Genomic DNA, 22,359 nt, shown 5'->3' with positions numbered 1-22,359 from the left:
CCCACCCTAGGACGCCGTCGCCCCGCGGGTGGCGTCGGTCGGCACCCCGCCGGGCGAGTGCGACCGAACGCACAACGCGCAGGTCACGCCCCGGTCGCCGCTGCGGCGGCCGCCGCGGTCGCCGCTGCATCGGCCTCCGCCTGCGGGCATGCCGAGTCGTCCGCCGCGGGCCAGACCGGCCCGTCCGTGAGGTGGCCCACCAGCACGTCGCTGATCTCCCGCAGGGCCGCGGTCTGCGCGGGGGTCAGGGCGTCGAACAACACCTGGCGCACGGTCTCGACGTGCCCGGGAGCGGCCGCCTCCAGCGCCGCCATGCCGGCGTCCGTGAGGTGCGCCCACTGGCCGCGCCGGTCGTCCTCGCAGGGGGAACGCTCGACCCAGCCGGCCTGCTCGAGCCGGGCCACGGCGTGCGAGAGCCGACTGCGTGAGGACAGCGAGGTGTCCGCGAGCCTGCTCATCCGCAGCGTGCGGTCCGGGGCCTCGGACAGGCGGACCAGGATCTCGTAGTAGGCGTGCGGCATCCGGGAGGTCTGCTGCAGCTCCCGCTCCACGCGCTCGAACAGCAGGCGGTGGGCGGTGAGGAAGCTCCGCCAGGTCTGCTGCTCGTCGTCGTCGAGCCAGCGGGTGTGGTCCACGTCACCTTCCGAAAAGTTGAGCCTTCAACTCGAAGAGGTCTACTGTCGCTCTCAACAACCTGAGAGTTCAAGCATATCTCCCCTTTGGAGGGTTTCGATGACGACTGCGACGCAGATCCCCGGCTATGTCGTGGGTACGTGGGACATCGACCAGGCGCACTCGGACGTCTCGTTCTCCGTCCGGCACATGATGGTCAGCAAGGTCAAGGGCCGCATCGCCCAGTTCGGTGGCACTCTCACCACGGCCGAGAACTTCGCCGACTCCGTGGTGACCGCCACGCTCGACGCCTCCTCGATCGACACCAACAACGCCCAGCGCGACGGGCACATCAAGTCCGCCGACTTCTTCGAGGTCGAGAAGCACCCGGAGTGGACCTTCGCCTCGACCGGCATCGCGGCCGACGGCGACGACTTCACCCTCCACGGCGACCTGACGATCAAGGGCGTGACCAAGCCGGTCTCGCTGGCCCTCGAGGTCGGCGGGTTCGGGCCCGACGCGTGGGGCGGCACCCGCGCCGGCTTCACCGCCACCACCACGATCAACCGCAGCGACTTCGGCGTCGACATCGCCATGCCGCTCGACGGCGGCGGCGTGGTCGTGAGCGAGAAGGTCGCGCTCACCCTCGAGATCGAGGCCGTGCTCCGCGCCGCCTGATCCCGCACGCCTCGAAGGGCCCGTCCGCCACGGTGGACGGGCCTTCGGCATCCGTGGACCTTCGGCATCGACGCCGGTGGCGCGGCGAACTGTCGGTGGGCCGGGCTAGGGTCCGGCGCGTGTACCGGGAGATCGCGCCGCCGCCCGCATTGCGGGGGCTGGTCGAGTGCCTGTGGGTCGCGCGGCCCACGGGCCCGACCCGGGTGCTCCCGGACGGCTGCATGGACCTGCTCCTCGACGGCGGCGACCTCGACCGGGGCGACCTCAACGGTGGCGACCTCGACGGCGGCGACGTCGACCGTGGCGGCCTCGGCGGTGCGGGCGGGGCAGCGGCCGGCGGGGCGCTCGGGCGCGGCCTGACGGTCGCCGGGCCGGACACCACGGCGTTCCTCGCCGGCAACACCGCGGGCCGCCTCACCGCGGGCCTGCGGTTCCATCCGGGTGCGCTGCCCCGGCTGCTCGGCGTCCCGGCCTCGGAGGTGCGCGACAGCCGGGTCCCCCTGGCGGAGCTCTCCCCCGTCGCCGCCCGCCTCACATCCGTGGCGGCTCGGCGGACGGCGCGCCGCAGCCTCGCGGAGGACCCGCTGGGCCCCGGACCGCGCAGCTCGTTCGACAGGGCGTACTCCGGCGAAGCGTTCGCCCTGGTCGCAGCCCTGGCTGCGGGCGAGGAGCGCCCGGAGACCGCACCCTGGTCCCGGGCGGAGATGCGAGGCGTCACCCGGCTGCTCGCCCGGGGTGCCGAGGTACGGGAGGTCGCGGCCGAGCTCGGCCGCACGGAGCGCACCCTGGCCCGGCAGTGCGCCGCGATCTACGGCTACGGCCCGTCCGTCCTGCGCCGGGTCCTGCGGTTCCGCCGGGCAGCCGGGTTGCTGCACGCCGGCGTCGCACCGGCCGAGGTGGCCGTGCGGGTGGGCTACGCGGACCAGCCCCACCTCACCCGCGAGACCCGCGCCCTGGCCGGCACCACCCCCGCCGCCCTCCGGCGAGCCTGACCGGCCGCCGGCCGGCCCCCAACCCTCGCCGCGGTGATCATCAGGACCTCAGCGCTGATTTTTCATGATCGAACAGCGCTGGTGTCCTGATGATCACCACCAGGGATGATCATCAGGACGGGAGGGCGGCGAAGAGGTCGACGTGGGTGCCGTCGGGGTCCGTGACGGTGGCGTAGCGCTGGCCCCAGAAGGCGTCGAAGGGCTCGTGGACGGACGGGGCACCGGTGGCGACGAGGGCGGCGTGCGCCTCGTCGACCTCGGCCGGGGTGTCGAAGCCGAAGGCCAGTGCCATGCGGCCCTCCCCCGTCGGCGGCGTGTAGTTCGGGGTGAAGCTCGCGATGGTCGACTCGGGATCGAAGGCGAGCCGGTTGCCGCCCGGCAGCGGGACCTCGACGTGCGGCTCGCCCTCGGCGCTCTCGGGCACCTCCAGCCCCAGCGCCCGGTAGAAGGCCAGCGCCTTGCCCAGGTCGGCGGTCACGATCTCGATCACGGTCGACGTGCTGCGGAAACCCATGCGCGGAACGCTAGCGCCGGCCGTCGCCCAGCGTCTTGAACAAATCAGACAGCACCCGGAGGCCTTTCCGATCACCCGCAGTGGAGATCACCAGGACCTCAGCGCTGTTGGATCATGAAAAATTCGCCCTCAGGTCCTGATGATCACCCAGGTGGGCGCCCCGGCGCGTGGGGTGGCGGCGCGGCGCGTGGGTGGCCGCCATGCCCGGGCCGGACGCGCAGAGGCCCCGCCCGGAGCTCCGGGCGGGGCCTCGCGTGTCGTGCGTGCCTACAGGTACTGGCCGGTGTTCGACGCGGTGTCGATCGCGCGGCCCGTGGCGTCGTTCTTGCCCGTGACCAGCGTGCGGATGTAGACGATCCGCTCGCCCTTCTTGCCCGAGATCCGGGCCCAGTCGTCCGGGTTGGTGGTGTTGGGCAGGTCCTCGTTCTCCGCGAACTCGTCCACGATCGCGGAGAGGAGGTGGGCCACCCGCACGCCCGGCTCACCCGTCTCCAGGACGGCCTTGATGGCCGACTTCTTGGCCCGGTCGACGATGTTCTGGATCATCGCGCCCGAGTTGAAGTCCTTGAAGTACAGGATCTCCTTGTCACCGTTGGCGTAGGTGACCTCGAGGAACCGGTTCTCCTCGGTCTCGTCGTACATCCGCTCGACGACGCGCTGGATCATCGCGTCGACGCACGCCGTGCGGTTGCCGGCGAACTCGCCCAGGTCGTCCGCGTGGAGCGGCAGGGTCTGGGTGATGTACTTCGAGAAGATGTCCTGCGCGCCCTCGGCGTCCGGACGCTCGATCTTGATCTTCACGTCGAGCCGGCCCGGCCGCAGGATCGCGGGGTCGATCATGTCCTCGCGGTTGGAGGCGCCGATGACGATGACGTTCTCCAGGCCCTCGACGCCGTCGATCTCGGCGAGGAGCTGGGGCACGATCGTCGTCTCGACGTCCGAGGACACACCCGAGCCACGGGTGCGGAAGATCGAGTCCATCTCGTCGAAGAACACGATCACCGGGGTGCCGGCGCTCGCCTTCTCCCGGGCGCGCTGGAAGATCAGCCGGATGTGCCGCTCGGTCTCGCCGACGAACTTGTTGAGCAGCTCCGGGCCCTTGATGTTCAGGAAGAACGCGCGGCCCTCGTTCGGGTCGTCCCCGCGCTGGGCCGCGATCTTCTTGGCCAGCGAGTTCGCGACGGCCTTGGCGATGAGCGTCTTGCCGCAGCCGGGCGGGCCGTAGAGCAGGACACCCTTGGGCGGGCGCAGCTCGTACTCGGTGAACAGCTCGGCGTGCAGGAAGGGCAGCTCCACGGCGTCGCGGATCTGCTCGATCTGCTTGAACAGGCCACCGATGTCCTCGTAGCCGACGTCCGGGACCTCCTCGAGCACGAGGTCCTCGACCTCGGCCTTCGGGACCCGCTCGTAGGCGTAGCCCGCCTTGGTGTCCACGAGCAGCGAGTCGCCCGGCTTGAGCGGCACGAAGTCCGGGATCGTGTCGTCGACCAGCGGGGCCGCCAGCCAGACGACCCGCTCCTCGTCCGCGTTCCCGACGACGAGCGCGCGGCCCGCCGTGGAGTCCGTGGGGTCGGAGAGGACCTCGCGCAGGCCGCAGACCTCGCCGATCTTCTCCCAGTCGCCCGCCTCGACGACCGTGAGCGCCTCGTTCAGCCGCACCGACTGACCGGAGCGCAGGGCGTCGATCTCCACCGCCGGGGACACCGCGACGCGCATGCGGCGGCCCGAGGTGAAGACGTCGACCGTGCTGTCCTCGTACGCCGTGAGGTAGACGCCGTAGCCCGACGGGGGCTGGGCGAGGCGGTCCACCTCCTCGCGGAGCGCGACGAGCTGGCTGCGCGCCTCCTTGAGCGTCTCCGTGAGCTTCTCGTTCCGCGCAGACAGCTGCGACAGCCTGCTGGCGGACTCGGCGAGGCGCTGCTCGAGGAGCCGGGCGTGCCGGGGGGACTCTGTGAGCTTGCGTCGCAACAGCGCGACCTCTTCTTCGAGGAAGCGGATCTGCGCCGCCGCCTCGGCCGGGGTCAGGTCCCCGTCTGCACCGTGAGGACCAGGCCCGCGGGTGCCGTCATCGTAGGGATTCACGGCATCCTCCCTCCGTGTTCCGTTTCCATACGGTACCCGTAAGCGGCGCCCGCGTCGGTGAGGCGAATCGGTGATCCGCCCCTCACGCGGACGGCACCTTGACGACGTCCCGATGTCTGGTTCCCGTTACCGGGCATTCCGGCCCGCTCGGCCGAACGCCGTCAGCGGCTGGTCGGTCTGCGCTGGGGGCGGGGCGGGACCACGCCGTCGGCCAGCCGGCGGGCCGTCACCAGGAACGCTGTGTGACCGATCATGCGATGCTCCGGCCGGACCGCCAGACCCACCACGTGCCAGGGCCTGACCAGCGATTCCCATGCCTGCGGCTCGGTCCAGCACTGCATCTCCCGGAGCTCCTCGACGAGCTTCGACAGCTGGGTGGTGGTGGCCACGTAGCCGACGAGGACGCCGCCGGGGATCAGCGTGTCGCGCACCGTCGCCAGGCATTCCCAGGGCGCCAGCATGTCCAGGACGACCCGGTCGAAGGGCTCCGCGGCGCCGTCGTGGGACTTCAGATCGCCGAGGCGCAAGCTCCAGTTGGGTGGAAGATCGCCGAAGAATTTCCGGACGTTCCGCTCGGCGTGTTCGGCGTGGTCGGCCCGGACCTCGTAGGAGACCACGCTTCCGGTGGGGCCCACGGCCTGTACCAAGGAACAGGTGAGCGCCCCCGAACCGGCGCCCGCCTCCAGCACCCGGGCCCCGGGGAAGATGTCGCCCCACACCAGGATCTGCGCCGCGTCCTTCGGGTAGATGACGGCGGCACCGCGCGGCATCGACAGGACGTAGTCCGCGAGCAGGGGGCGCAGCGCGAGGTACGGCGTGTTGGCCGCGGAGTGGACGACCGAGCCCTCGGGCTTGCCGATCAGGTCGTCGTGGGCCAGGGCGCCGCGGTGGGTGTGGTAGCTCGCGCCCGCCTCGAGGACGACGGTGTACTTGCGGCCCTTGGGATCGCTGAGCTGCACCCGGTCGCCGGGACGGAAGGGGCCACCGCGGGCGCGGAACCCGGAAACCCCGGCCGGGGCGTCCTCCTCGCCTGTCTCGCCCTCGACTGCGCCATCGGTCGCTGCGCCGTCGCCCACTGCTGCGCCCTCGACTGCGCGGTCGCCCACTGCGCCGTCGCCCATTGCGCTGTCGCCCACTGCGCCATTGGTCGCGTCTCCGGCCGGATCGGCGGCCTCGGCGGAGGTGGCGGCGGGCGCGTCCTCGGCGGGGGCGGCGGCGGAACTGTCGACGGCCTCGTCGGCGGCGGGGCGGAGGTCGGAATCGGGCACGAGGAGCAACGCTATCCGCCGGTCCCCCGGGACTGTCGGTGGGCTCGCCTAGCCTGGCGTCCGTGAACGAGCAGGCGGCGGGACCCGTCACGGATCCCGAGGTGGCGGCGGAGCGGCGGCGCCCGGCGCTGTCCCCGTCGCGGGCTGCGGACTTCAAGCAGTGCCCGCTGCTCTACCGGTTCCGCGCGGTGGACCGGCTGCCCGAGCCGCCCGGGTCGGCGGCCCTGCGGGGCACGCTCGTCCACGCCGTGCTGGAGCGGCTGTTCGACCTCCCGGCCCCCGAGCGCCTGCCCGGCACGGCCCGGGTGCTGCTGGGCCGGGTGTGGGCGGAGCTCGTCGCCGCCGCGCCCGAGCTGGTCGAGGTGGTCGTGCCGGCGCAGCGGGCTCCCGAGGCGCCGGACCCGCTCGCGGAGTGGTTCGCCTCGGCCGGCGCGCTGCTGGAGGTCTACTTCGGCATGGAGGACCCGCGGGCGGTCGAGTCCGAAGAGCGCGAGCTGCTGGTGGAGACGGAGCTGGCGTCCGGCGTCCCGCTGCGCGGCTACCTCGACCGGCTCGACGTCGGTGCCGGCGGCGCGCTGCGGATCGTCGACTACAAGACGGGCGCGGCCCCGCGGGAGAGCGGCGAGGGCCGGGCGCTGTTCCAGATGAAGTTCTACGCGCTGGCTCTGCTGCAGCTGCGCGGCCGGGTGCCCGAGGAGCTGCGGCTGGTGTACCTCGGCGCCGGCGGTGAGGAGCTGACCTATCGGCCGGACGAGGGCGAGCTGCGCCGCTTCGAGCGGATCCTGGAGGCGATCTGGGCGGCGGTGCAGGAGGCGGACCGCACGGGCGAGTTCCTGCCGTCCACGGGCCCGGGCTGCGGATGGTGTGCCCACAAGGCGCTGTGCCCGGCCTGGGGCGGGACTCCCCCGCCCTACCCCGGCTGGCCGGAGCTGCGGGGCACAGCGCCGACGGCGCCCTTCGGCACCACACCGACGGCGCCCTTCGGCACCACGCCGACGGCGCCCTTCGGCACCACGCCGGCGGCGCCCGGCGGGACAGCCCCCGCGGCACTCGGCGCCACAGCGCCGGCGGCGCCCGGCAGCACAGCGCCGACCGCGCCCAGCGGGACAACCGCGGACAATCCGGCGCCCGACCGCACAGCACCGGGCCGCGCGGCGTCCGGTCCGCCCCCTCGGCCCGTCCCCGTCGCAGGGGGCATGATCGAGCCGTGAGCGAGGAGCCCTACTTCCGTCCCCTCGAGACCGACGACGCCGGCGGCGGCCGCTTCCACGCGACCGGCTCGACCACCGGCCCCTGGTTCTCGGACGCGCAGCACCTCGGCCCGCCCTCGGCCCTGCTGGTGCGGGCGTTCGAGCGCTGCGCCCCCAGCCGGCCGGACGCGCCGCCGCTGCAGCTCTCCCGCTACACCGTGGAGATCCTCGGCCCGGTGCCCGTGGGCGAGCTGGAGGTCTCGGTCGGGATCGAGCGGCCCGGCCGCACGATCGAGCTGCTCGGCGCGGAGATGCGGGCCGGCGGCCGCGCGGTGCTGCGGGCCCGCGCCTGGCGGCTCGGGACCGTCGACACCGCCGCGGTGGCCACGGGCGAGGTCGCGCCGATCCCCGGCCCGGAGGCCGGAGAGGAACAGCTCTCCCGCCCCGACCACTGGCTCCCCGGCTACATGGACTCGGTGGAGTGGCGCTTGGTCGGCGGGACCTTCGAGAGCCTCGGCCCCGGCACCGCGTGGGGCCGGCTGCGAGTTCCCGTGGTGGAGGGCGAGGAGCCCACGGCCCTGCAGCACCTGGCCGCGGTCGCCGACTCCGCCAACGGCATCGCCGCGGCGCTGGACCTGCGGGAGTGGCTGTTCGTGAACACCGAGCTGACGGTGCACCTGCACCGCCCGCCCGTCGGCACCTGGACGGGGCTCGACGCGGCGGCGACGATCGGCCCGACGGGCACCGGCACCGTGGCGGCCGCGTTGTTCGACGAGGCCGGCCACGTCGGCCGGATCACCCAGGAGCTGACGGTGCGACCGCGCTGACCCGGAGGCGGCGACAGCTCAGTTGTTGCCGCCGTCGACCGCGCGGCACGAGCGGATCTCCGAGGTCAGGATCGCGCGGGCACCGAGGTCGGCCAGCTCGTCCATCACCTTGTTCGACGCCTGCTTGCGCACCATCGAGCGGACGGCGACCCAGTTGTCGTCCGCCAACGGGGCGATGGTCGGGGCCTGCAGGCCCGGGGTGATCTTCATCGCCGCGTCGAGCTCGCTCTTCGGGCAGTCGTAGTCCAGCATCAGGTACTGGCGGGCGTAGACGACGCCGCGGATCCGCTCGGTGAAGATCTTCTTCAGCTTCACGACCTCCTCGGAGTCCAGCCGGTCCCCGCGCGGCTCGCGCTCGATGAGCATCGCCTCGGACTCGGCGATCGCGTCCCCGATGACCTTGAGCCCGTGCTGGCGCAGGGTGCGACCGGAGGACACGACGTCCGCGATCGCGTCCGCCAGGCCGAGCTGGACCGAGATCTCCACGGCCCCGTCGAGCTTGATGATCGTGGCCCCGATCCGCTTGCCGGCCAGGTGCGAGCGCACCAGCCGCGGGTAGGACGTCGCGATCGTCTTGCCGTCGAGGTCCTCGAGCTTCCACTCGCGGCCCTCGGGCGCGGCGAAACGGAACTTCGAGGCGCCGAAGCCCAGCTTCAGCACCTTCTGGACCTGGCTGCCGGACTCCTCCATGAGGTCGTGCCCGGTGACGCCCAGGTGCAGGTCGCCGGAGCCGACGTACGTGGCGATGTCCTTGGGCCGCAGGTAGAAGAACTCGATGCCGTTCTCCTCGTCGATCATGGACAGATCGCGAGAGTCCGAGCGCTGCCGGTAGCCCGCCTCCTTCATCATGGTGGCGGCGGGCTCGGCCAGCGTCCCCTTGTTCGGGAGTGCGACGCGGAGCATGGTGTCTTCCTTAGAGGTACTTGTAGACGTCCTGGAGGCTCAGCCCGCGGCCGAGCATGATGACCTGGGTCCGGTACAACAGCTGGGAGATCTCCTCGGCGAGCGCCGAGTCGTCCTCGTGCTCGGCGGCGATCCAGACCTCGCCGGCCTCTTCCAGCAGCTTCTTGCCCTGGGCGTGCACGCCCGCGTCGAGCGCCTCGACGGTCCCCGAGCCGGCGGGCCGCGTGGCCGCCTTCTCCCGGAGCTCCTCGAAGAGCTCGTCGAATGTCTTCACGTGCCCGAACTTCCCCTCTGCGCGGCCTGCGTGCAGCCCTGTCCGACTCTCGAGTTCCGACTCTCAGTGTCCGCGCCCTCACCGCCTGGTCAGAACTCCGCGGACCATCGTGAGATCGCCGGACCACGGGTTGCGCCGGGCGGTGGACCGCCCGGGCGGTTCACCCGGACGGAGGCTCCGCTCGTCGCGTCTCCGACACGCCCGACGGTACCTTGCGCACCCTCGCCGACCTGCGGGGGTTCCGGTCAGGCGCGCGCCCGGGCGCGCACCTCGCGGTGCACCGCCGCGAGGTCCGCCGCGGTCAGCCCCACGAGGCTCTCCCGGACGACCCGCTGCGGCCCGTCCGGGATCGGCACCTCGCACGGCACGGCGAGGACCGCCGTTCCCGCGGCCTCGGCGGCGGCGATCCCGGTCGGCGAGTCCTCGACGGCCACGCAGTCCGCGGGATCGACCCCGAGCAGCGAGGCCGCCCGCAGGTAGGGGTCCGGGGCCGGCTTGCCCGCCGGCACCTCGTCCCCGCAGACCGTGACGTCGAAGTGCTCGGCCCCGATCCCGACGAGCGCCTTGTCCGTGAGGTACCGGCCGGTGTTGGTCACCAGCGCCACGGCGAGGCCGCCCGCCCGGGCCGTCCGCAGCGCGTCCCGGGCGCCGGGCCGCCAGGGCAGCCCGCCCTCGAACAGCTCCGCCGTCGAGGCGACCAGCCGCGCCGCCGCCTCCTCCCGGACCTCCGGCGTCGGGGTGACGCCGGCCTCCCGGAAGACGATCGCGAGGCTGCTCTGCAGGTTCCCGCCGAGGGTCTCGGTCCGCGCCGCGGCGGACAGGTCCGTGCCGCCGAGCCAGCGCAGGACCGCGACGAGCGAGCGGTCCCAGACCTTCTCGGAGTCGATCAGCGTCCCGTCCATGTCGAACAGGACCGCGGCGGGCGATGAGCGAACGGCGCCCTCGTTCACACCTAGTGAGCGAGAGTGCCGTTCGCTCACCGGGTCAGTCGGCATCTCGGCGCCGATGTTCGGCCCTGACGAGCAGGCCTCAGCCGGCATTGAAGTACTTCGCCTCCGGATGGTGGGCGATCAGGGCGTCCGTCGACTGCTCCGGATGCAGCTGCAGCTCGTCCGAGAGCTCGACGCCGATCCGCCCGGGCTCCAGCATGGAGATGATCTTCACACGATCCTCCATGGTGGGGCAGGCGCCGTAGCCCAGCGAGTAGCGCGCCCCGCGGTAGCCGAGGTTGAAGAACTCCCGGATGTCGTCGGGGTCGTCCTCCGCCAGCGTCCGGCCCGTGGACCAGGTCATCTCCTCACGGATCCGGCGGTGCCAGTACTCCGCGAGCGCCTCGGTGAGCTGCACGCCCAGGCCGTGGACCTCCAGGTAGTCCCGGTAGGCGTCCTTCGCGAAGAGCTCGTTGGCGTAGTCCGCGATGGGCTGGCCCATCGTGACCAGGTGCAGCGGCAGCACGTCGATCTCGCCGTTGGCCAGCGCGACCTCGCGCGGGCGCCAGAAGTCCGCCAGGCACAGGTTCCGGTCCCGGCGCTGGCGCGGGAAGGTGAACCGGAAGCGCTCGGGCGAGTCCGCCCGGGGCTCGGTGAGCACCAGCAGCGAGTCCTTCTCGGCGACGGCCGGGAAGTACCCGTAGACGAGGGACGCGTGCGCGAGCACGCCGTCCGCGGTGAGCCGCTCGAGCCAGTACCGCAGCCGCGGCCGGCCCTCGGTCTCCACGAGCTCCTCGTACGAGGGCCCGTCGCCGCCCTTGGTGCCGCGCAGCCCCCACTGGCCCAGGAACAGCGCGCGCTCGTCGACCATCCCGGAGTACTCGGCGAGGGCGACGCCCTTGACCACCCGGGTGCCCCAGAACGGCGGCGTCGGGAGGGGGTTGTCGAGCGCCACGTCCGACCGCTCCGGGAGCGGGCCGAGCACCTCCGCCTCGGCCGCCTTGCGCTTGGCCGCGATCCGCTTCGAGCGCTCGTGGCGTTCCTTGCGCTCGGCGGTCTTGCGGTCCTCCTCGGCGTCCGCCTCCGGGGCGGTGCCGCGCAGCCGGGACATGGTCTGGTCCATCAGCCGCAGGCCCTCGAAGGCGTCCCGCGCGTAGGAGACCCGGCCCTCGTAGACCTCCGACAGGTCGTTCTCCACGTAGGAGCGGGTCAGCGCGGCGCCGCCGAGCAGCACCGGGAGCTTCTTCCCGCGGGAGTTCATCTCCTGCAGGTTCTCCTTCATGATCACCGTGGACTTGACGAGCAGCCCGCTCATGCCCACGGCGTGCGCCCGGTTCTCCTCGGCGGCCTGCAGGATCGTGGCGATCGGCTGCTTGATGCCCAGGTTGACGACCGTGTAGCCGTTGTTGCTCAGGATGATGTCGACGAGGTTCTTGCCGATGTCGTGGACGTCGCCCTTCACGGTGGCCAGGACGATCGTGCCCTTGCCCTCGTCGTCGGACTTCTCCATGTGCGGCTCGAGGTGTGCCACCGCCGTCTTCATCACCTCGGCCGAGGCGAGCACGAACGGCAGCTGCATCTGCCCGGAGCCGAAGAGCTCGCCGACGGTCTTCATACCGGCCAGCAGCGTGTCGTTGACGATCTCCAGCGGCGGCCGGGTGAGCATCGCCTCGTCGAGGTCGGCCTCCAGGCCGTTGCGCTCGCCGTCGACGATCCGGCGCTCGAGGCGCTCGAACAGCGGCAGCGCGGCCAGCTCCTCGGCCCGCCCCGCCCTGGCCGACGAGGCCGTGACGCCCTCGAACAGCTCCATGAACCGGTTGAGCGGGTCGTAGGCCGGGGTGTCCGCGGTCTCGGGGCGGCGGCGGTCGTAGACGAGGTCGAGCGCCACGGCCCGCTGCTCGTCCGGGATCTTCGCCATCGGCAGGATCTTGGCCGCGGAGACGATCGCGGTGTCGAGCCCGGCGTCCACGCACTCGTGCAGGAACACCGAGTTGAGCACCTGGCGGGCGGCCGCGTTGAGGCCGAACGAGATGTTGGACACGCCGAGGGTGGTCTGGACCTCGGGGAAGCGCCGCTTGAGCTCGCGGATGGCCTCGATGGTCTCGAGGCCGTCCCGGCGGACCTCCTCCTGCCCGGTGGTGATCGGGAAGGTCAGTGTGTCGACGACGATGTCCTCGACGCGCATCCCGTGGTTGGCGGTGAGGTCGCCGATCAGCCGCTCGGCGATGCGGACCTTCCAGTCCCGGGTGCGGGCCTGGCCCTCCTCGTCGATGCACAGCGCGACGACGGCGCAGCCGTGCGCCCGGACCAGCTCCATCGTGCGCTGGTAGCGCGAGCCGGGACCGTCGCCGTCCTCGAAGTTGACGGAGTTGACGATCGAGCGCCCGCCGAGCAGCTCGAGCCCGGCCTTGAGGACCTCGGGCTCGGTGGAGTCGAGCATCACGGGCAGGGTGGACGCGGTGGCGAGCCGGCCGGCCAGCTCCGTCATGTCCGCGGCGCCGTCGCGCCCGACGTAGTCCACGCAGAGGTCGATGAGGTGGGCGCCCTCGCGGGTCTGCTCGCGGGCGATCGCGACGCAGTCCTCCCAGCGCTCCTCGAGCATGGCGTCGCGGAACTTCTTGGAGCCGTTGGCGTTGGTCCGCTCCCCCACCATGAGCACCGAGGTGTCCTGGCGGAACGGCACCGGCGCGTACAGCGACGACACGCCCGCCTCCGGGCGCGGCTTCCGCTCGGCCGGGGTGATCCGCGGGATCGCCTCGGCGACCGCGCGGACGTGGGCGGGCGTGGTGCCGCAGCAACCCCCGACGAGCCGCAGCCCGTAGTCCCGCACGAAGGTGGACAGCGCCTCGGCCAGCTCCTCGGCGGACAGCGGGTACTCGGCGCCGTTCTTGCCCAGGACGGGCAGGCCGGCGTTCGGCATCACCGACAGCGGGATCCGGGACTGCTTGGAGAGCGTGCGCAGGTGCTCGCTCATCTCGGCGGGCCCGGTGGCGCAGTTCAGGCCGATCAGGTCGATGCCCAGCGGCTCGAGCGCGGTCAGGGCCGCGCCGATCTCGGAGCCCAGCAGCATGGTGCCGGTGGTCTCGACGGTGACGCTGGTGATGATCGGGATGCGGCGGCCCTCGAGGCGCATGGCCTCCTGCACGCCCAGCACCGCCGACTTGACCTGGAGCAGGTCCTGGCAGGTCTCGATGAGGAACGCGTCCGCACCGCCGGCGAGCAGGCCCCGCCCGGTCTCGGTGTAGGCGTCCCGCAGGGTGCCGAACTTCTCGTGGCCGAGGGTGGGGAGCTTGGTGCCCGGGCCGATCGAGCCCAGCACGTAGCGCTGCCCGCCGACCTCGTCCGCGGCCTCGCGGGCCAGGCGGGCGCCGCTCTCGGCCAGCTCGCGGATCCGGTCCGCGATGTCGTAGTCGGCCAGGTTCGGCAGGTTGGCGCCGAACGTGTTGGTCTCGACCGCGTCCGCACCCGCCTCGTAGTAGGCGCGGTGGATGCCCCGCACGACGTCCGGCCGGGTGGCGTTGAGGATCTCGTTGCACCCCTCGAGCCCGGCGAAGTCGTCGAGGGAGAGATCGACGTCTTGGAGCATGGTGCCCATCGCACCGTCGGCGACCACCACGCGCTGGCTCAACGTCTCCAGGAGCGTGGTGTCGAAGCTGTGATCTGACGCGGCTGCGTTCACGGCTGACACCCCCTCACAGTACCGGCGTCGGGGGTTGGTCCCGTCGTGTTACCCGCCCGCGTCGTAGGCTGTGATGATGACCGATCGAGAGCAGCGCTCGGGGGTGCCCTCCGATCTTCCGGACCTCGTCGACCCGGTGCTCATCGCCGCATTCGAGGGCTGGAACGACGCGGGAGAGGCCGCCAGCACCGCCCTGGAGCATCTCGAGCTCAGCTGGGACGCGGAGCCGCTGGCCTCGATCGACCCGGAGGACTACTACGACTTCCAGGTCACGCGGCCGCTCGTCACCATGACGGACGGCGTGACCCGGCGGATCGAGTGGCAGACCACGCGGCTGTCCACGGCCAAGATGCCGGGCACCGGGCGGCACGTCGTGCTCGTCAACGGGATCGAGCCGAACCTGCGCTGGAAGTCCTTCTGCGCCGAGCTGCTCGGCCTGATCGAGAAGCTGGGCGTGACGAAGGTCATCAACCTCGGCGCCATGCTCACGGACGTGCCGCACACCCGGCCCACGCCCGTGCGCGGCTCGGGCTACGACGCGGCGTCGACCAGCAAGCTGGGCGTGGAGCCGTCGAACTACCAGGGGCCGACCGGGATCGTCGGGGTGTTCCAGAGCGCCTGCATCGAGGCCGGCATCCCGTCGCTGTCGTACTGGGCCGAGGTGCCGCACTACGTCTCGCAGGCCCGGGTGCCCAAGGCGGCGATCGCGCTGCTGCTGCGGGTCGAGGAGGCGCTCGACGTCGAGGTCCCGCTCGGCGGCCTGCCGGACCAGGCCGAGGAGTGGGAGCGCACGGTCAACGAGATGGCCGAGGCGGACGACGAGGTGCGCGAGTACGTCCGGCAGCTCGAGCTCCAGGCGGTCGAGGAGGAGGAAGAGCAGCCGGTCGACCTCACCGAGGCCAGCGGGGACGAGATCGCCGCGGACTTCGAGCGGTACCTGCGCCGGCGGGGAACGGGCGGCCCGGGCGGCGGGGACTGAGACGGCAGCGTCCGTGGGACCGCCGGGTCGCGGGAGGCTGGGGCGGGGCGCCCTCTACGCCGGTGGCTTCATCGGCCCGTTCGGCGGCGGGATCACCGCCTCGATGCTCCCGGAGCTCGGGGCGGACTTCCACGTCTCCCCCGGCACCGCGTCCCTGTCGCTGACGGTCTACATGGTGCCCTTCGCCGCCGTGATGCTCGTCTCGGGCACGCTCGGCGAGCGCTGGGGCCGCGCCCGGACCGTCCGGCTGGCGTACCTGCTGTTCCTGGTGTCCTCGCTGGCCTGCGCGCTGGCGCCGGGCTGGGTGGCGTTCCTCGGCGCGCGGGCGCTCGGTGGCATCGCCAACGCCTTCACCACCCCGCTGCTGATGGCCGCGCTCGGCGCCTCGGCGTCGCCGGGCGTCCTCGGCCGTGTCCTCGGCTGGTACGGCTCGCTGCAGGCCGCCGGGCAGACCTTCGCCCCGCTGATCGGCGGGCTCGCCGCGGAGGCGAGCTGGAGATGGGCCTTCGCGGGCGTGGCCGTGGTCTCCGCGGTGCTCGCGGTCCTCGGCATCCCCGTCGAACAGCGCGGCGAGACCGTGGCCCGGCCGTCGCTGCGCAGCGCGTGGACGCCGACCGTGCTGCGCCTCGGCATCGTCTCCGCGCTGGCCGGGGCGTGCCTCGCGGGCCTGGGCTTCCTCGTCGCCCTCCGGCTCGACGACGTGTTCGCCCTGGACGCCGGTCTGCGCGGCCTGGTGCTGACGGCCCTGGGCGCGGTCGGGATCGTCACCGCCCGGGTGATCGGCTCCGCCGTGGACCGGGTCGGCGGGCGCCGGTGCGTCGTGACCGGCGCGCTGGCCGGCGGCCTGCTCGTCGCCGGCATCGGGCTCGCGCCCTCGCTGTGGCTGGTCGTGGCGTTCTGGGCGGCGGCGGGCGCGGCGAGCCAGCTGATCGTCGTCGGGATGAACACGCTGGTCCTGAGCGGGCCGGGCGCCAACCGCGGCGGCGCGGTGTCGGTGGTCCAGGCCCTGCGGTTCACCGGCTACGCGACCAGCCCGGCCGTCCTGCCGCCCGTGTACCACGCGGACCCGCTGGTGGGCTTCCTGCTCCCCGCCGGCCTGCTCGCGATCGGCGCGCCCCTGGCCCTCCCCCGCCCTTCCTCCGGGCGTGAGTGACGGCGTTCCGGCACCGCCTCCCACGCACCGGGTTCTGGTGGGCCCTACAGGGCGATGCCGAGGAGGGCGTCCACCGCGGCGCGGGCGGTGCGGGGGGCCTCGGGGTCGGTGCCGCGGCGTTCCAGGGCGGACGCCGCCCACGCGTCCATCGCCGCCAGCGCGCGGGGGGTGTCCAGGTCGTCCGCCAGGTGCAGGCGCAGGTTCGCGACCAGCTCCGCGGTGTCCGGGCCGGCGTCGAGGTTCACGGCCTCGCGCCAGCGGGCGAGCCGGGTCTCCGCCTCGGTGAGCAGCCCGTCCGTCCACGGACGGTCCTCGCGGTAGTGCCCGGAGATCAGCGCCGCGCGGACGGCGTTGGGGTCGACGCCCTGCGAGCGCAGCTTGGAGACGAACACCAGGTTGCCCCGGGACTTCGACATCTTCTCGCCGTCGAGGCCGATCATGCCGCTGTGCGTGTAGTGCCGGGCGAAGGGGTGCTCGCCGGTCAGCGCCTCGGCGTGGGCGGCGCCGCACTCGTGGTGCGGGAAGATCAGGTCCGAGCCGCCGCCGTTGAGGTCGATCTGCGGGCCGAGGCGGTTCAGCGCGATCGCCGCGCACTCGATGTGCCAGCCCGGCCGGCCGGCGCCGAGGTCGGACTCCCAGCTCGGCTCGCCCTCGCGGGCCATCCGCCAGAGCAGCGGGTCGATCGCGTGCCGCTTCCCGGGCCGGTCCGGGTCCCCGCCCCGCTCGCGGGAGAGGCGGACCATCGTCTCCTCGTCGTAGGTGGACTCGTAGCCGAAGCGGCCGGTCACCGACGAGTCGAAGTAGACGTCCGGGTACTCGGCGTCGTCGACCCGGTAGGCGGCGCCGGACGCGAGCAGCTTGCCCACCAGCTCGACGATCTCCGGGATCGCCTCGACGGCCCCGATGTAGTGCTGCGGCGGGACGACCCGCAGCGCCTCCATGTCCTCGCGGAACAGCGCCGTCTCCCGCATGCCGAGGACCACCCAGTCGTCCTGGTCGCGCTCGGCGCGCTCGAGGAGCGGATCGTCGATGTCGGTGATGTTCTGCACGTAGTCCACCGCGTGGCCCAGGTCCCGCCAGTAGCGGTTGACCAGGTCGAACGCGAGGTAGGTGGCGGCGTGGCCGAGGTGCGTGGCGTCGTAGGGCGTGATCCCGCAGACGTACATGGTGGCGGTCGGTCCGGGCGCGGTGGGCCGCACGCGCGCGGTGGAGGTGTCGTAGAGGCGGAGCGGCGGACCGCTGCCCAGCTCGGCGGGGAGGACTGGAATCTCCACGGGGGCCCAGGTCTGCATACGTCCACAGTAATTGCTCGGGGGGCGATCCTCGGTCGGATCTCCACCACTCCGGGGGCTCAGCCGCGCAGGAAGGCGAGGACGGCCAGCACCCGGCGGTTGTCGTCCGCCCCCTGGTGCAGGCCGAGCTTCGTGAACACCGACCGCACGTAGGCCTCGACGGTCTTGGGGCTGAGGAACAGTCGCTGGCAGATGGCCTGGTTGGAGCGCCCCTCCGCCATCACCGTGAGCACCTCGCGCTCCCGTTCGGAGAGATCGTCCAGCGGGCTGTGCGCCCGCGCCCGGCCGACGAGCTGCGCGACCACCCCCGGATCGATCACCAGCCCGCCCGCCCCGACGCGCCGGACCGCCTCCACCAGCTCCTCGACGTCGGTGATCCGGTCCTTGAGCAGGTAGCCCGCGCCGTGCGCTCCGGTCTCCACGAGCTCGAGCGCGTAGGCCGGCTCGACGTGCGCGGACAGGACCAGCACGCCGACCTGCGGGTACTCCTCACGCAGCCGGGCGGCGGCGTCGAGGCCCTCGGTGGTGTGGGTGGGCGGCATCCGGATGTCGACGACGACGGCGTCCGGCGGGGCGGCCCCCACCAGCTCCATCAGCCCGGCCACGTCCCCGGCCTGCCCCATCACCTCGAGCCCGGCGTCGCGCAGCACCCGCGCGATGCCCTCGCGGAAGAGCACGGAGTCGTCGGCCAGCATCACACGCACGCCACGATCCTGGCCCGCCGCGCCCGGCCCGGCTACGGGGTCAACCCTGCCGCCACTGCCGGGTCGGCCCGGTACCGGCGCAGCCCCGCCCGGACGACCGTGGGTCCCCTACCCCAGGAGGTCCCGATGTCGTTCGTCCGCCGCCACCGGCTCGCCGTGTTCTTCGCCCTCACCTTCGTCCTCACCTGGTGGTCCTGGCCCTTCCAGGCCCTCGGCATCGCCCCGACCGCGCACTGGCCGGCGGGCCCCCTGGTGGCGGCGCTGATCGTCATCGGGCTCACCGAGGGCGTGGCCGGGTACCGCGATCTCGGCTCCCGGCTGATCCGCTGGCGGGTCGGCTGGCCGATGTGGGTCATCGCGATCGGCACCCCGCTCGTCGTCCTGGCCCTGGCCGCCACCGCGAACGTGACCCTCTGGGGTGCGGCCGCGCCCGATCTCGCGGCCATGGCCTGGGGCGACATCGCGCTCGTCGCCGCGATCCGGTTCGTCAACCCGCTCGACGGTCCCCTGGGCGAGGAGCCCGGCTGGCGCGGCTACGCCCAGCCGCGCATGCAGGCCACCCGGTCGCCGCTGGTCGTGGCGACGGTCCTGGGCCTGGTCGTGGCGCTCTGGCACCTGCCGCTCGTCACCACCGGCTCGCTCGCGCCGATCGGCCTCGCGGTGACGTTCGCGATCACCTACGTCTACGTGTGGATCGTGAACCGCAGCCGCGGCAGCCTGCTGATGCCGCTGCTGTTCCACATCGCCCAGGGCACCGTGAGCTACGCCGCGCTCGGTTTCGCCGGTGCGGACGCCGCCCGGATGGACTGGCTGACCGGCGGGCTGTGGGTCCTGCTCGCGGCCGGCCTGGTGCTCGGGGACCGTGCGGCGTGGCGGGCGGCGCCGGCCGAGGCCGTCGTCCGCGGGGAGTCCAGCGACGAAATCAGCACCGTGCACTGAACCAGCCTCCGACAGGCGGTGTCGTCCCGATTCGGCGCGATGTACCTTTCGCGCCGGACCGGGACGCCCGCGTGTGCGGGGCCGCCGCCCGGTCGGGGGGCCATGACCGCGTCAGCCGTTCCGCCCGAGGCGCTCCCCGCGACGGGGAGCGCCGGTCTGCTGCGCCGGTTCACCGCCCCGCGCCCGACCGGTGCGGCCTGGGTCCTGCTCTGGGCCGTGACGGTGCTCGGCGGCGTCGGGGCGCTGGCGCCGGTGCTGTTCCGGCACGTCGAGGTCGTGCCGGTCGACGTCGTGTTCCGGCTGATCGGGTTCTCGTTCGCCGTGTGCGGGCTGCTCGCCTGGCGGCGCCGCCCGGACAGCCGCGTCGGGCTGCTCATGATCGGCACCGGGTTCGCGTTCTACGTCTCCCCGCTGCTGGGCCAGCTCGACTCGCCCGTCGCCCGCACGGTCGCCCTCTGGCTGCCCGACCTGTGGATCCTCCCCTTCGTCGCGCTGCTGCTGACGTTCCTCACGGGAGGCCGCACGCGGACGGTGGCCGACCGGGTGGTCATCGGTGCGATCGTCGTGGAGCTGCTGGTCCTGGCGCCGCTCTGGCTGGTGTTCTCCCCCGGCGAGGACACGCTGTTCGGGATCGTCGACGCGCCGGGCGCCGCCGCAGTGGTCGACCGGGTCCAGAAGGCGGTGCTGGTGGCGGTGTCCCTGGCCACCACCGTGATCGTCGGGCTCCGGTGGCGGGCGGCGGCCGCGCCGGGCCGGCGGGCGCTGCTGCCCGCGCTGGCCGGGTGCGGGTGCCTGCTACTGTTCGCGGCCCTGCTGCTCGTCGACCTCGTGGGCGGCGGCCGGATCCAGTGGCTGCTGTGGGTGGCGGCCTGCTCGATCGCGGCCGTGCCGATCGCCTTCCTCGCCGGGCTGCTGCGCTCGCGGCTGGCCCGCGGCACGCTGGCCGGGCTCTTCGCCGGGATGCGGGACATGCAGCCCGACGCGCTGCGCGACGCGCTGGCCAGGGCCCTCGGCGACCCGGGGCTGGAGATCTCCTACGGCGAGGCGCTCCCGGTGGCGGCGCCCGGGAGGTCCGTGACCGTCGTCGAGCGGGGCGGCACCCGGCTGGCCGTGCTCGTCCACGACTCGTCGCTCGACGACGATCCGGAGCTGGTCGAGGCGGTCGGCGCGGCCGCGGCGCTGGCCCGGGAGAACCGGATGCTCCAGGCGGAGGTGCAACGCCGGCTCGCGGCCACGATCGCGGCCGGGGACGCGGAGCGCCGCCGCATCGAACGGAACCTCCACGACGGGGCCCAGCAGCGGCTCGTCACGCTCGGGCTGCAGCTGTCCCTGATCCGTCGCCGCATCCGGGACGATCCCGCCGACGCCGAGCTGCTGGTGGCCTCCGCGAGCGACGAGCTCGCCCGATCCCTCGCCGAGCTGCGCGAGCTGGCGCGGGGGGTGCACCCGGCGATCCTGGACCGGGGCCTCGGCGTCGCCCTCGAGTCGCTCGTCCTGCGCTCCGCGGTGCCGGCCACCCTGAGCATCGAACCCGGGCCGGAACCGCCGCAACCGGTGGCGTTCGCGGCGTACTACGTGGCATCGGAGGCGCTGGCCAACACGGCCAAGTACGCCGGGGCCGGCGCCGCCACGGTGCACGTGGAGCGCCGGCCCGGGGAGCTGCTGATCGAGATCGCGGACGACGGTGCCGGGGGCGCGGATCCCCTGCGCGGCACCGGGTTGCGGGGCCTCGCCGACCGGGTCGAGGCGCTCGGCGGCGCGCTGCGCGTGGCCGAGCGCCCCGGGGGCGGCACCGTCGTCGGGGCCCTACTCCCGCTGCCCTCCGCGTGAGGCCGGCTGCGCCCTCCGTGAGGGGACCAGGGCCACGGTGGCCCCCGCGACGAGCAGCCCGCCGATCAGCAGGCCGATCGCGAGCGGGGTGAGGACCGGGAGCGCGATCCCGCCGGAGGCGAGGACGTCGACGCCGGCGCGGCCGTCCGCGTTCATCACGACCACGCTCCAGTCACCGGGGCGCCCGGACCAGTCGACCCGCTGCTCCCCCGGCCCCTGCGCCGAGGCGACCCAGAAGGTCTGCGCCGCAGCGGGTGCCGGGGTGCGGACACCGGGGGTCGGCAGGAGGTCGACCGAGCCGGCCCGGGGGTCGACGTCCGTGATCCGGTCCGTCGCGACCCCGGCCAGGTAGCGCGCGACCTCCGCGCGCGGCCCGAGGCCGACGAACACCGAGCCGGTACCGGACGAGCGGGCGCTCACCCGGAAGTCGACCCCGCCGGGCGGCCGCACGCCGAGGTAGCCGAGGCCGAGATCGTCGACGACCAGAGCGTGCCCGCTGCTCGTCGCCACCAGGCCGGCCGCGGTGTAGTACCCGTCCGGGCCGCGCAGCGCCGCCTGCGCCCAGGCCAGGGCACCGCCGCCGACCAGCAGCGCGACCGCCACCGAGCCGGTGACGACGGCGATGAGGATGCGGGCGGTGACCTCCGTGGCCGTGCGCCGGGGCACCGTGTCCGTGGTGACCATCAGGAGCTCCGCACGGTGACGGCGCCGTTCACGGTGTGCGCGTCGATGGTGGCCGCGGCGGTGGGGTCGTGCGGGATCCCGAGGGTCACCGCGCCGACGACCGCGGAGGCGCTCACCCGGTACGGGCCGGGCGGCACGGTGGCGGTCGCCGCGCCGTTCACCGTCCCCACCTCGACCCGCTGGGGTGCGCGGTCGAAGGCGGCGTCGACGGCCCCGTTGACGGTCGTGGCCGCGAAGCGCGGGACGTCGAGACCGGCGGCGTGCACCGCGCCGTCGACGGTCGAGATGCGCACCGCGACCCCCGCCGGCACGGCGATCTCCTGGTCGACCTCGCAGCCGAGGTCGAAGTCCGGGCAGTCGCCCCGGACCGTGAGAACGCCGTCGGTCAGGGCCCGCGAGTGCGCCGGCTCGTAGCCGGGCGTCCAGGCGGGGATCGTGCGGACCTGCACGTCCGGGCCGGTGGCGGCGGTGAGCCGCACCGAACCCTCGTCGAGGTCGACGACGATCTCGCGCGCCCCGGCGAACGTCTCGGTGATCGTCCGGCTCTCCAACGCCGTGGCGCGCGACACCCCGAAGGCGATCGCCGCGCCGGTCCCCGCGAGGAGCAGGGCGACGGCGATCACCGCGCCGATCAGCAGTCCGCGCCTGCCCGGTCTGCGGCGCGGGCCCGGCGGATCCGTCCCCCGTGGCGGGTCCGGCAGGCGGACGGTGTTGTGCGGGCTCTGCTCGCCGTGGTCGTTGTGGTCGCTGTCGGGGGTCGTCCCCGGTGTGGTCGTGGGCATGCACCGAGGGTCCGCCGGGCGGCCGGGGCCCGGTAGCGGGCGCACCCC

19 protein-coding genes and 1 pseudogene are annotated in these 22,359 nt (G+C 73.4%); 8 read left to right on the top strand and 12 right to left on the bottom strand.

What is annotated here, in order from left to right:
• Positions 1 to 83: 83 nt before the first annotated feature.
• Positions 84 to 635, bottom strand: coding sequence for a MarR family winged helix-turn-helix transcriptional regulator (locus ABD324_RS03750; protein ID WP_344412350.1), 552 nt, complete (start codon positions 633 to 635; stop codon positions 84 to 86).
• A gap of 97 nt (positions 636 to 732) precedes the next feature.
• On the opposite strand from ABD324_RS03750, the gene ABD324_RS03745 reads away from it, so the two are divergent.
• Positions 733 to 1,290, top strand: a complete 558-nt coding sequence (locus tag ABD324_RS03745) for a YceI family protein (protein ID WP_344412347.1) — start codon at positions 733 to 735, stop codon at positions 1,288 to 1,290.
• Between the two features lie 119 nt (positions 1,291 to 1,409).
• Complete coding sequence (locus ABD324_RS03740; RefSeq protein WP_344412344.1) at positions 1,410 to 2,282, top strand: DUF6597 domain-containing transcriptional factor; 873 nt, start codon at positions 1,410 to 1,412, stop codon at positions 2,280 to 2,282.
• 112 nt (positions 2,283 to 2,394) lie between these two features.
• Here ABD324_RS03740 and ABD324_RS03735 read toward each other — a convergent pair whose 3' ends face one another.
• From ABD324_RS03735 to ABD324_RS03725, 3 genes are all read right to left on the bottom strand, one after another.
• Positions 2,395 to 2,796 carry a VOC family protein gene (locus ABD324_RS03735; RefSeq protein WP_344412341.1) on the bottom strand — a complete coding sequence of 134 codons (402 nt, stop codon included), beginning with the start codon at positions 2,794 to 2,796 and terminating at the stop codon, positions 2,395 to 2,397.
• Positions 2,797 to 3,063: 267 nt separating this feature from the next.
• Positions 3,064 to 4,878: a proteasome ATPase gene (arc, locus tag ABD324_RS03730; protein WP_425565723.1), complete on the bottom strand. Its 1,815-nt coding sequence runs from the start codon at positions 4,876 to 4,878 to the stop codon at positions 3,064 to 3,066.
• 161 nt (positions 4,879 to 5,039) lie between these two features.
• Positions 5,040 to 5,999, bottom strand: a complete 960-nt coding sequence (locus tag ABD324_RS03725; protein WP_425565740.1) for a tRNA (adenine-N1)-methyltransferase — start codon at positions 5,997 to 5,999, stop codon at positions 5,040 to 5,042.
• Between the two features lie 200 nt (positions 6,000 to 6,199).
• On the opposite strand from ABD324_RS03725, the pseudogene ABD324_RS03720 reads away from it, so the two are divergent.
• Positions 6,200 to 7,075, top strand: a pseudogene (locus ABD324_RS03720) (RecB family exonuclease); the annotation flags it as partial.
• Positions 7,076 to 7,353: 278 nt separating this feature from the next.
• Positions 7,354 to 8,163, top strand: a complete 810-nt coding sequence (locus ABD324_RS03715; RefSeq protein WP_344412339.1) for a thioesterase family protein — start codon at positions 7,354 to 7,356, stop codon at positions 8,161 to 8,163.
• An 18-nt stretch (positions 8,164 to 8,181) separates the two neighbouring features.
• Here the strand turns inward: ABD324_RS03715 and hisG are convergent, their stop codons facing one another.
• From hisG to metH, 4 genes are all read right to left on the bottom strand, one after another.
• A complete protein-coding gene (gene hisG / locus ABD324_RS03710; protein ID WP_344412337.1) occupies positions 8,182 to 9,066 on the bottom strand; it encodes an ATP phosphoribosyltransferase in 885 nt (294 codons plus the stop codon).
• A 10-nt stretch (positions 9,067 to 9,076) separates the two neighbouring features.
• Entirely contained in the window at positions 9,077 to 9,340 is a 264-nt protein-coding gene (locus ABD324_RS03705) for a phosphoribosyl-ATP diphosphatase (protein ID WP_344412335.1), read from the bottom strand.
• Between the two features lie 245 nt (positions 9,341 to 9,585).
• Positions 9,586 to 10,335, bottom strand: coding sequence for an HAD family hydrolase (locus ABD324_RS03700; protein WP_344412333.1), 750 nt, complete (start codon positions 10,333 to 10,335; stop codon positions 9,586 to 9,588).
• Positions 10,336 to 10,369: 34 nt separating this feature from the next.
• Positions 10,370 to 13,948 carry a methionine synthase gene (metH, locus tag ABD324_RS03695; RefSeq protein WP_344412331.1) on the bottom strand — a complete coding sequence of 1,193 codons (3,579 nt, stop codon included), beginning with the start codon at positions 13,946 to 13,948 and terminating at the stop codon, positions 10,370 to 10,372.
• A gap of 76 nt (positions 13,949 to 14,024) precedes the next feature.
• Between metH and ABD324_RS03690 the strand changes: the two genes are divergently transcribed.
• Together ABD324_RS03690 and ABD324_RS03685 are read left to right on the top strand one after the other, a co-directional pair.
• Positions 14,025 to 14,927 carry a PAC2 family protein gene (locus ABD324_RS03690; RefSeq protein ID WP_344412328.1) on the top strand — a complete coding sequence of 301 codons (903 nt, stop codon included), beginning with the start codon at positions 14,025 to 14,027 and terminating at the stop codon, positions 14,925 to 14,927.
• Between the two features lie 13 nt (positions 14,928 to 14,940).
• Complete coding sequence (locus ABD324_RS03685; RefSeq protein WP_344412326.1) at positions 14,941 to 16,080, top strand: MFS transporter; 1,140 nt, start codon at positions 14,941 to 14,943, stop codon at positions 16,078 to 16,080.
• 44 nt (positions 16,081 to 16,124) lie between these two features.
• Here the strand turns inward: ABD324_RS03685 and mshC are convergent, their stop codons facing one another.
• Both mshC and ABD324_RS03675 read right to left on the bottom strand, forming a co-directional pair.
• Positions 16,125 to 17,372 carry a cysteine--1-D-myo-inosityl 2-amino-2-deoxy-alpha-D-glucopyranoside ligase gene (mshC, locus tag ABD324_RS03680; protein ID WP_344412324.1) on the bottom strand — a complete coding sequence of 416 codons (1,248 nt, stop codon included), beginning with the start codon at positions 17,370 to 17,372 and terminating at the stop codon, positions 16,125 to 16,127.
• Between the two features lie 59 nt (positions 17,373 to 17,431).
• Complete coding sequence (locus ABD324_RS03675; RefSeq protein WP_344413383.1) at positions 17,432 to 18,067, bottom strand: response regulator transcription factor; 636 nt, start codon at positions 18,065 to 18,067, stop codon at positions 17,432 to 17,434.
• 135 nt (positions 18,068 to 18,202) lie between these two features.
• On the opposite strand from ABD324_RS03675, the gene ABD324_RS03670 reads away from it, so the two are divergent.
• Entirely contained in the window at positions 18,203 to 19,015 is an 813-nt protein-coding gene (locus tag ABD324_RS03670; RefSeq protein WP_344412321.1) for a CPBP family intramembrane glutamic endopeptidase, read from the top strand.
• Between the two features lie 102 nt (positions 19,016 to 19,117).
• A complete protein-coding gene (locus ABD324_RS03665) occupies positions 19,118 to 20,845 on the top strand; it encodes a sensor histidine kinase (protein WP_344412319.1) in 1,728 nt (575 codons plus the stop codon).
• Here ABD324_RS03665 and ABD324_RS03660 read toward each other — a convergent pair.
• The gene (locus ABD324_RS03660; protein ID WP_344412317.1) at positions 20,822 to 21,529 is read right to left on the bottom strand and encodes a hypothetical protein; all 708 of its coding nucleotides are present in this window, start codon (positions 21,527 to 21,529) and stop codon (positions 20,822 to 20,824) included. The two genes, ABD324_RS03665 and ABD324_RS03660, sit on opposite strands and share 24 nt — an antisense overlap.
• Positions 21,529 to 22,311, bottom strand: coding sequence for a DUF4097 family beta strand repeat-containing protein (locus ABD324_RS03655; RefSeq protein WP_344412315.1), 783 nt, complete (start codon positions 22,309 to 22,311; stop codon positions 21,529 to 21,531). The genes ABD324_RS03660 and ABD324_RS03655 overlap by 1 nt, the downstream gene beginning before the upstream one ends.
• Between the last annotated feature and the right edge of the window lie 48 nt (positions 22,312 to 22,359).

The organism is Pseudonocardia ailaonensis, assembly GCF_039531635.1.
Taxonomy (GTDB): domain Bacteria; phylum Actinomycetota; class Actinomycetes; order Mycobacteriales; family Pseudonocardiaceae; genus Pseudonocardia; species Pseudonocardia ailaonensis.
The sequence above is the reverse complement of the archived record's forward strand: the minus strand, read 5'-3'. Positions and strand labels throughout refer to the sequence as shown.

Coding starts and splice junctions, on each gene's coding strand:
- ABD324_RS03745 (WP_344412347.1), top strand. CDS start 733: ATGACGACTGCGACGCAGATCCCCGGCTATGTCGTGGGTACGTGGGAC.
- ABD324_RS03735 (WP_344412341.1), bottom strand. CDS start 2,796: ATGGGTTTCCGCAGCACGTCGACCGTGATCGAGATCGTGACCGCCGAC.
- ABD324_RS03725 (WP_425565740.1), bottom strand. CDS start 5,999: ATGGGCGACGGCGCAGTGGGCGACCGCGCAGTCGAGGGCGCAGCAGTG.
- hisG (WP_344412337.1), bottom strand. CDS start 9,066: ATGCTCCGCGTCGCACTCCCGAACAAGGGGACGCTGGCCGAGCCCGCC.
- ABD324_RS03700 (WP_344412333.1), bottom strand. CDS start 10,335: ATGCCGACTGACCCGGTGAGCGAACGGCACTCTCGCTCACTAGGTGTG.
- ABD324_RS03690 (WP_344412328.1), top strand. CDS start 14,025: ATGACCGATCGAGAGCAGCGCTCGGGGGTGCCCTCCGATCTTCCGGAC.
- mshC (WP_344412324.1), bottom strand. CDS start 17,372: ATGCAGACCTGGGCCCCCGTGGAGATTCCAGTCCTCCCCGCCGAGCTG.
- ABD324_RS03675 (WP_344413383.1), bottom strand. CDS start 18,067: ATGCTGGCCGACGACTCCGTGCTCTTCCGCGAGGGCATCGCGCGGGTG.
- ABD324_RS03670 (WP_344412321.1), top strand. CDS start 18,203: ATGTCGTTCGTCCGCCGCCACCGGCTCGCCGTGTTCTTCGCCCTCACC.
- ABD324_RS03665 (WP_344412319.1), top strand. CDS start 19,118: ATGACCGCGTCAGCCGTTCCGCCCGAGGCGCTCCCCGCGACGGGGAGC.
- ABD324_RS03660 (WP_344412317.1), bottom strand. CDS start 21,529: ATGGTCACCACGGACACGGTGCCCCGGCGCACGGCCACGGAGGTCACC.
- ABD324_RS03655 (WP_344412315.1), bottom strand. CDS start 22,311: ATGCCCACGACCACACCGGGGACGACCCCCGACAGCGACCACAACGAC.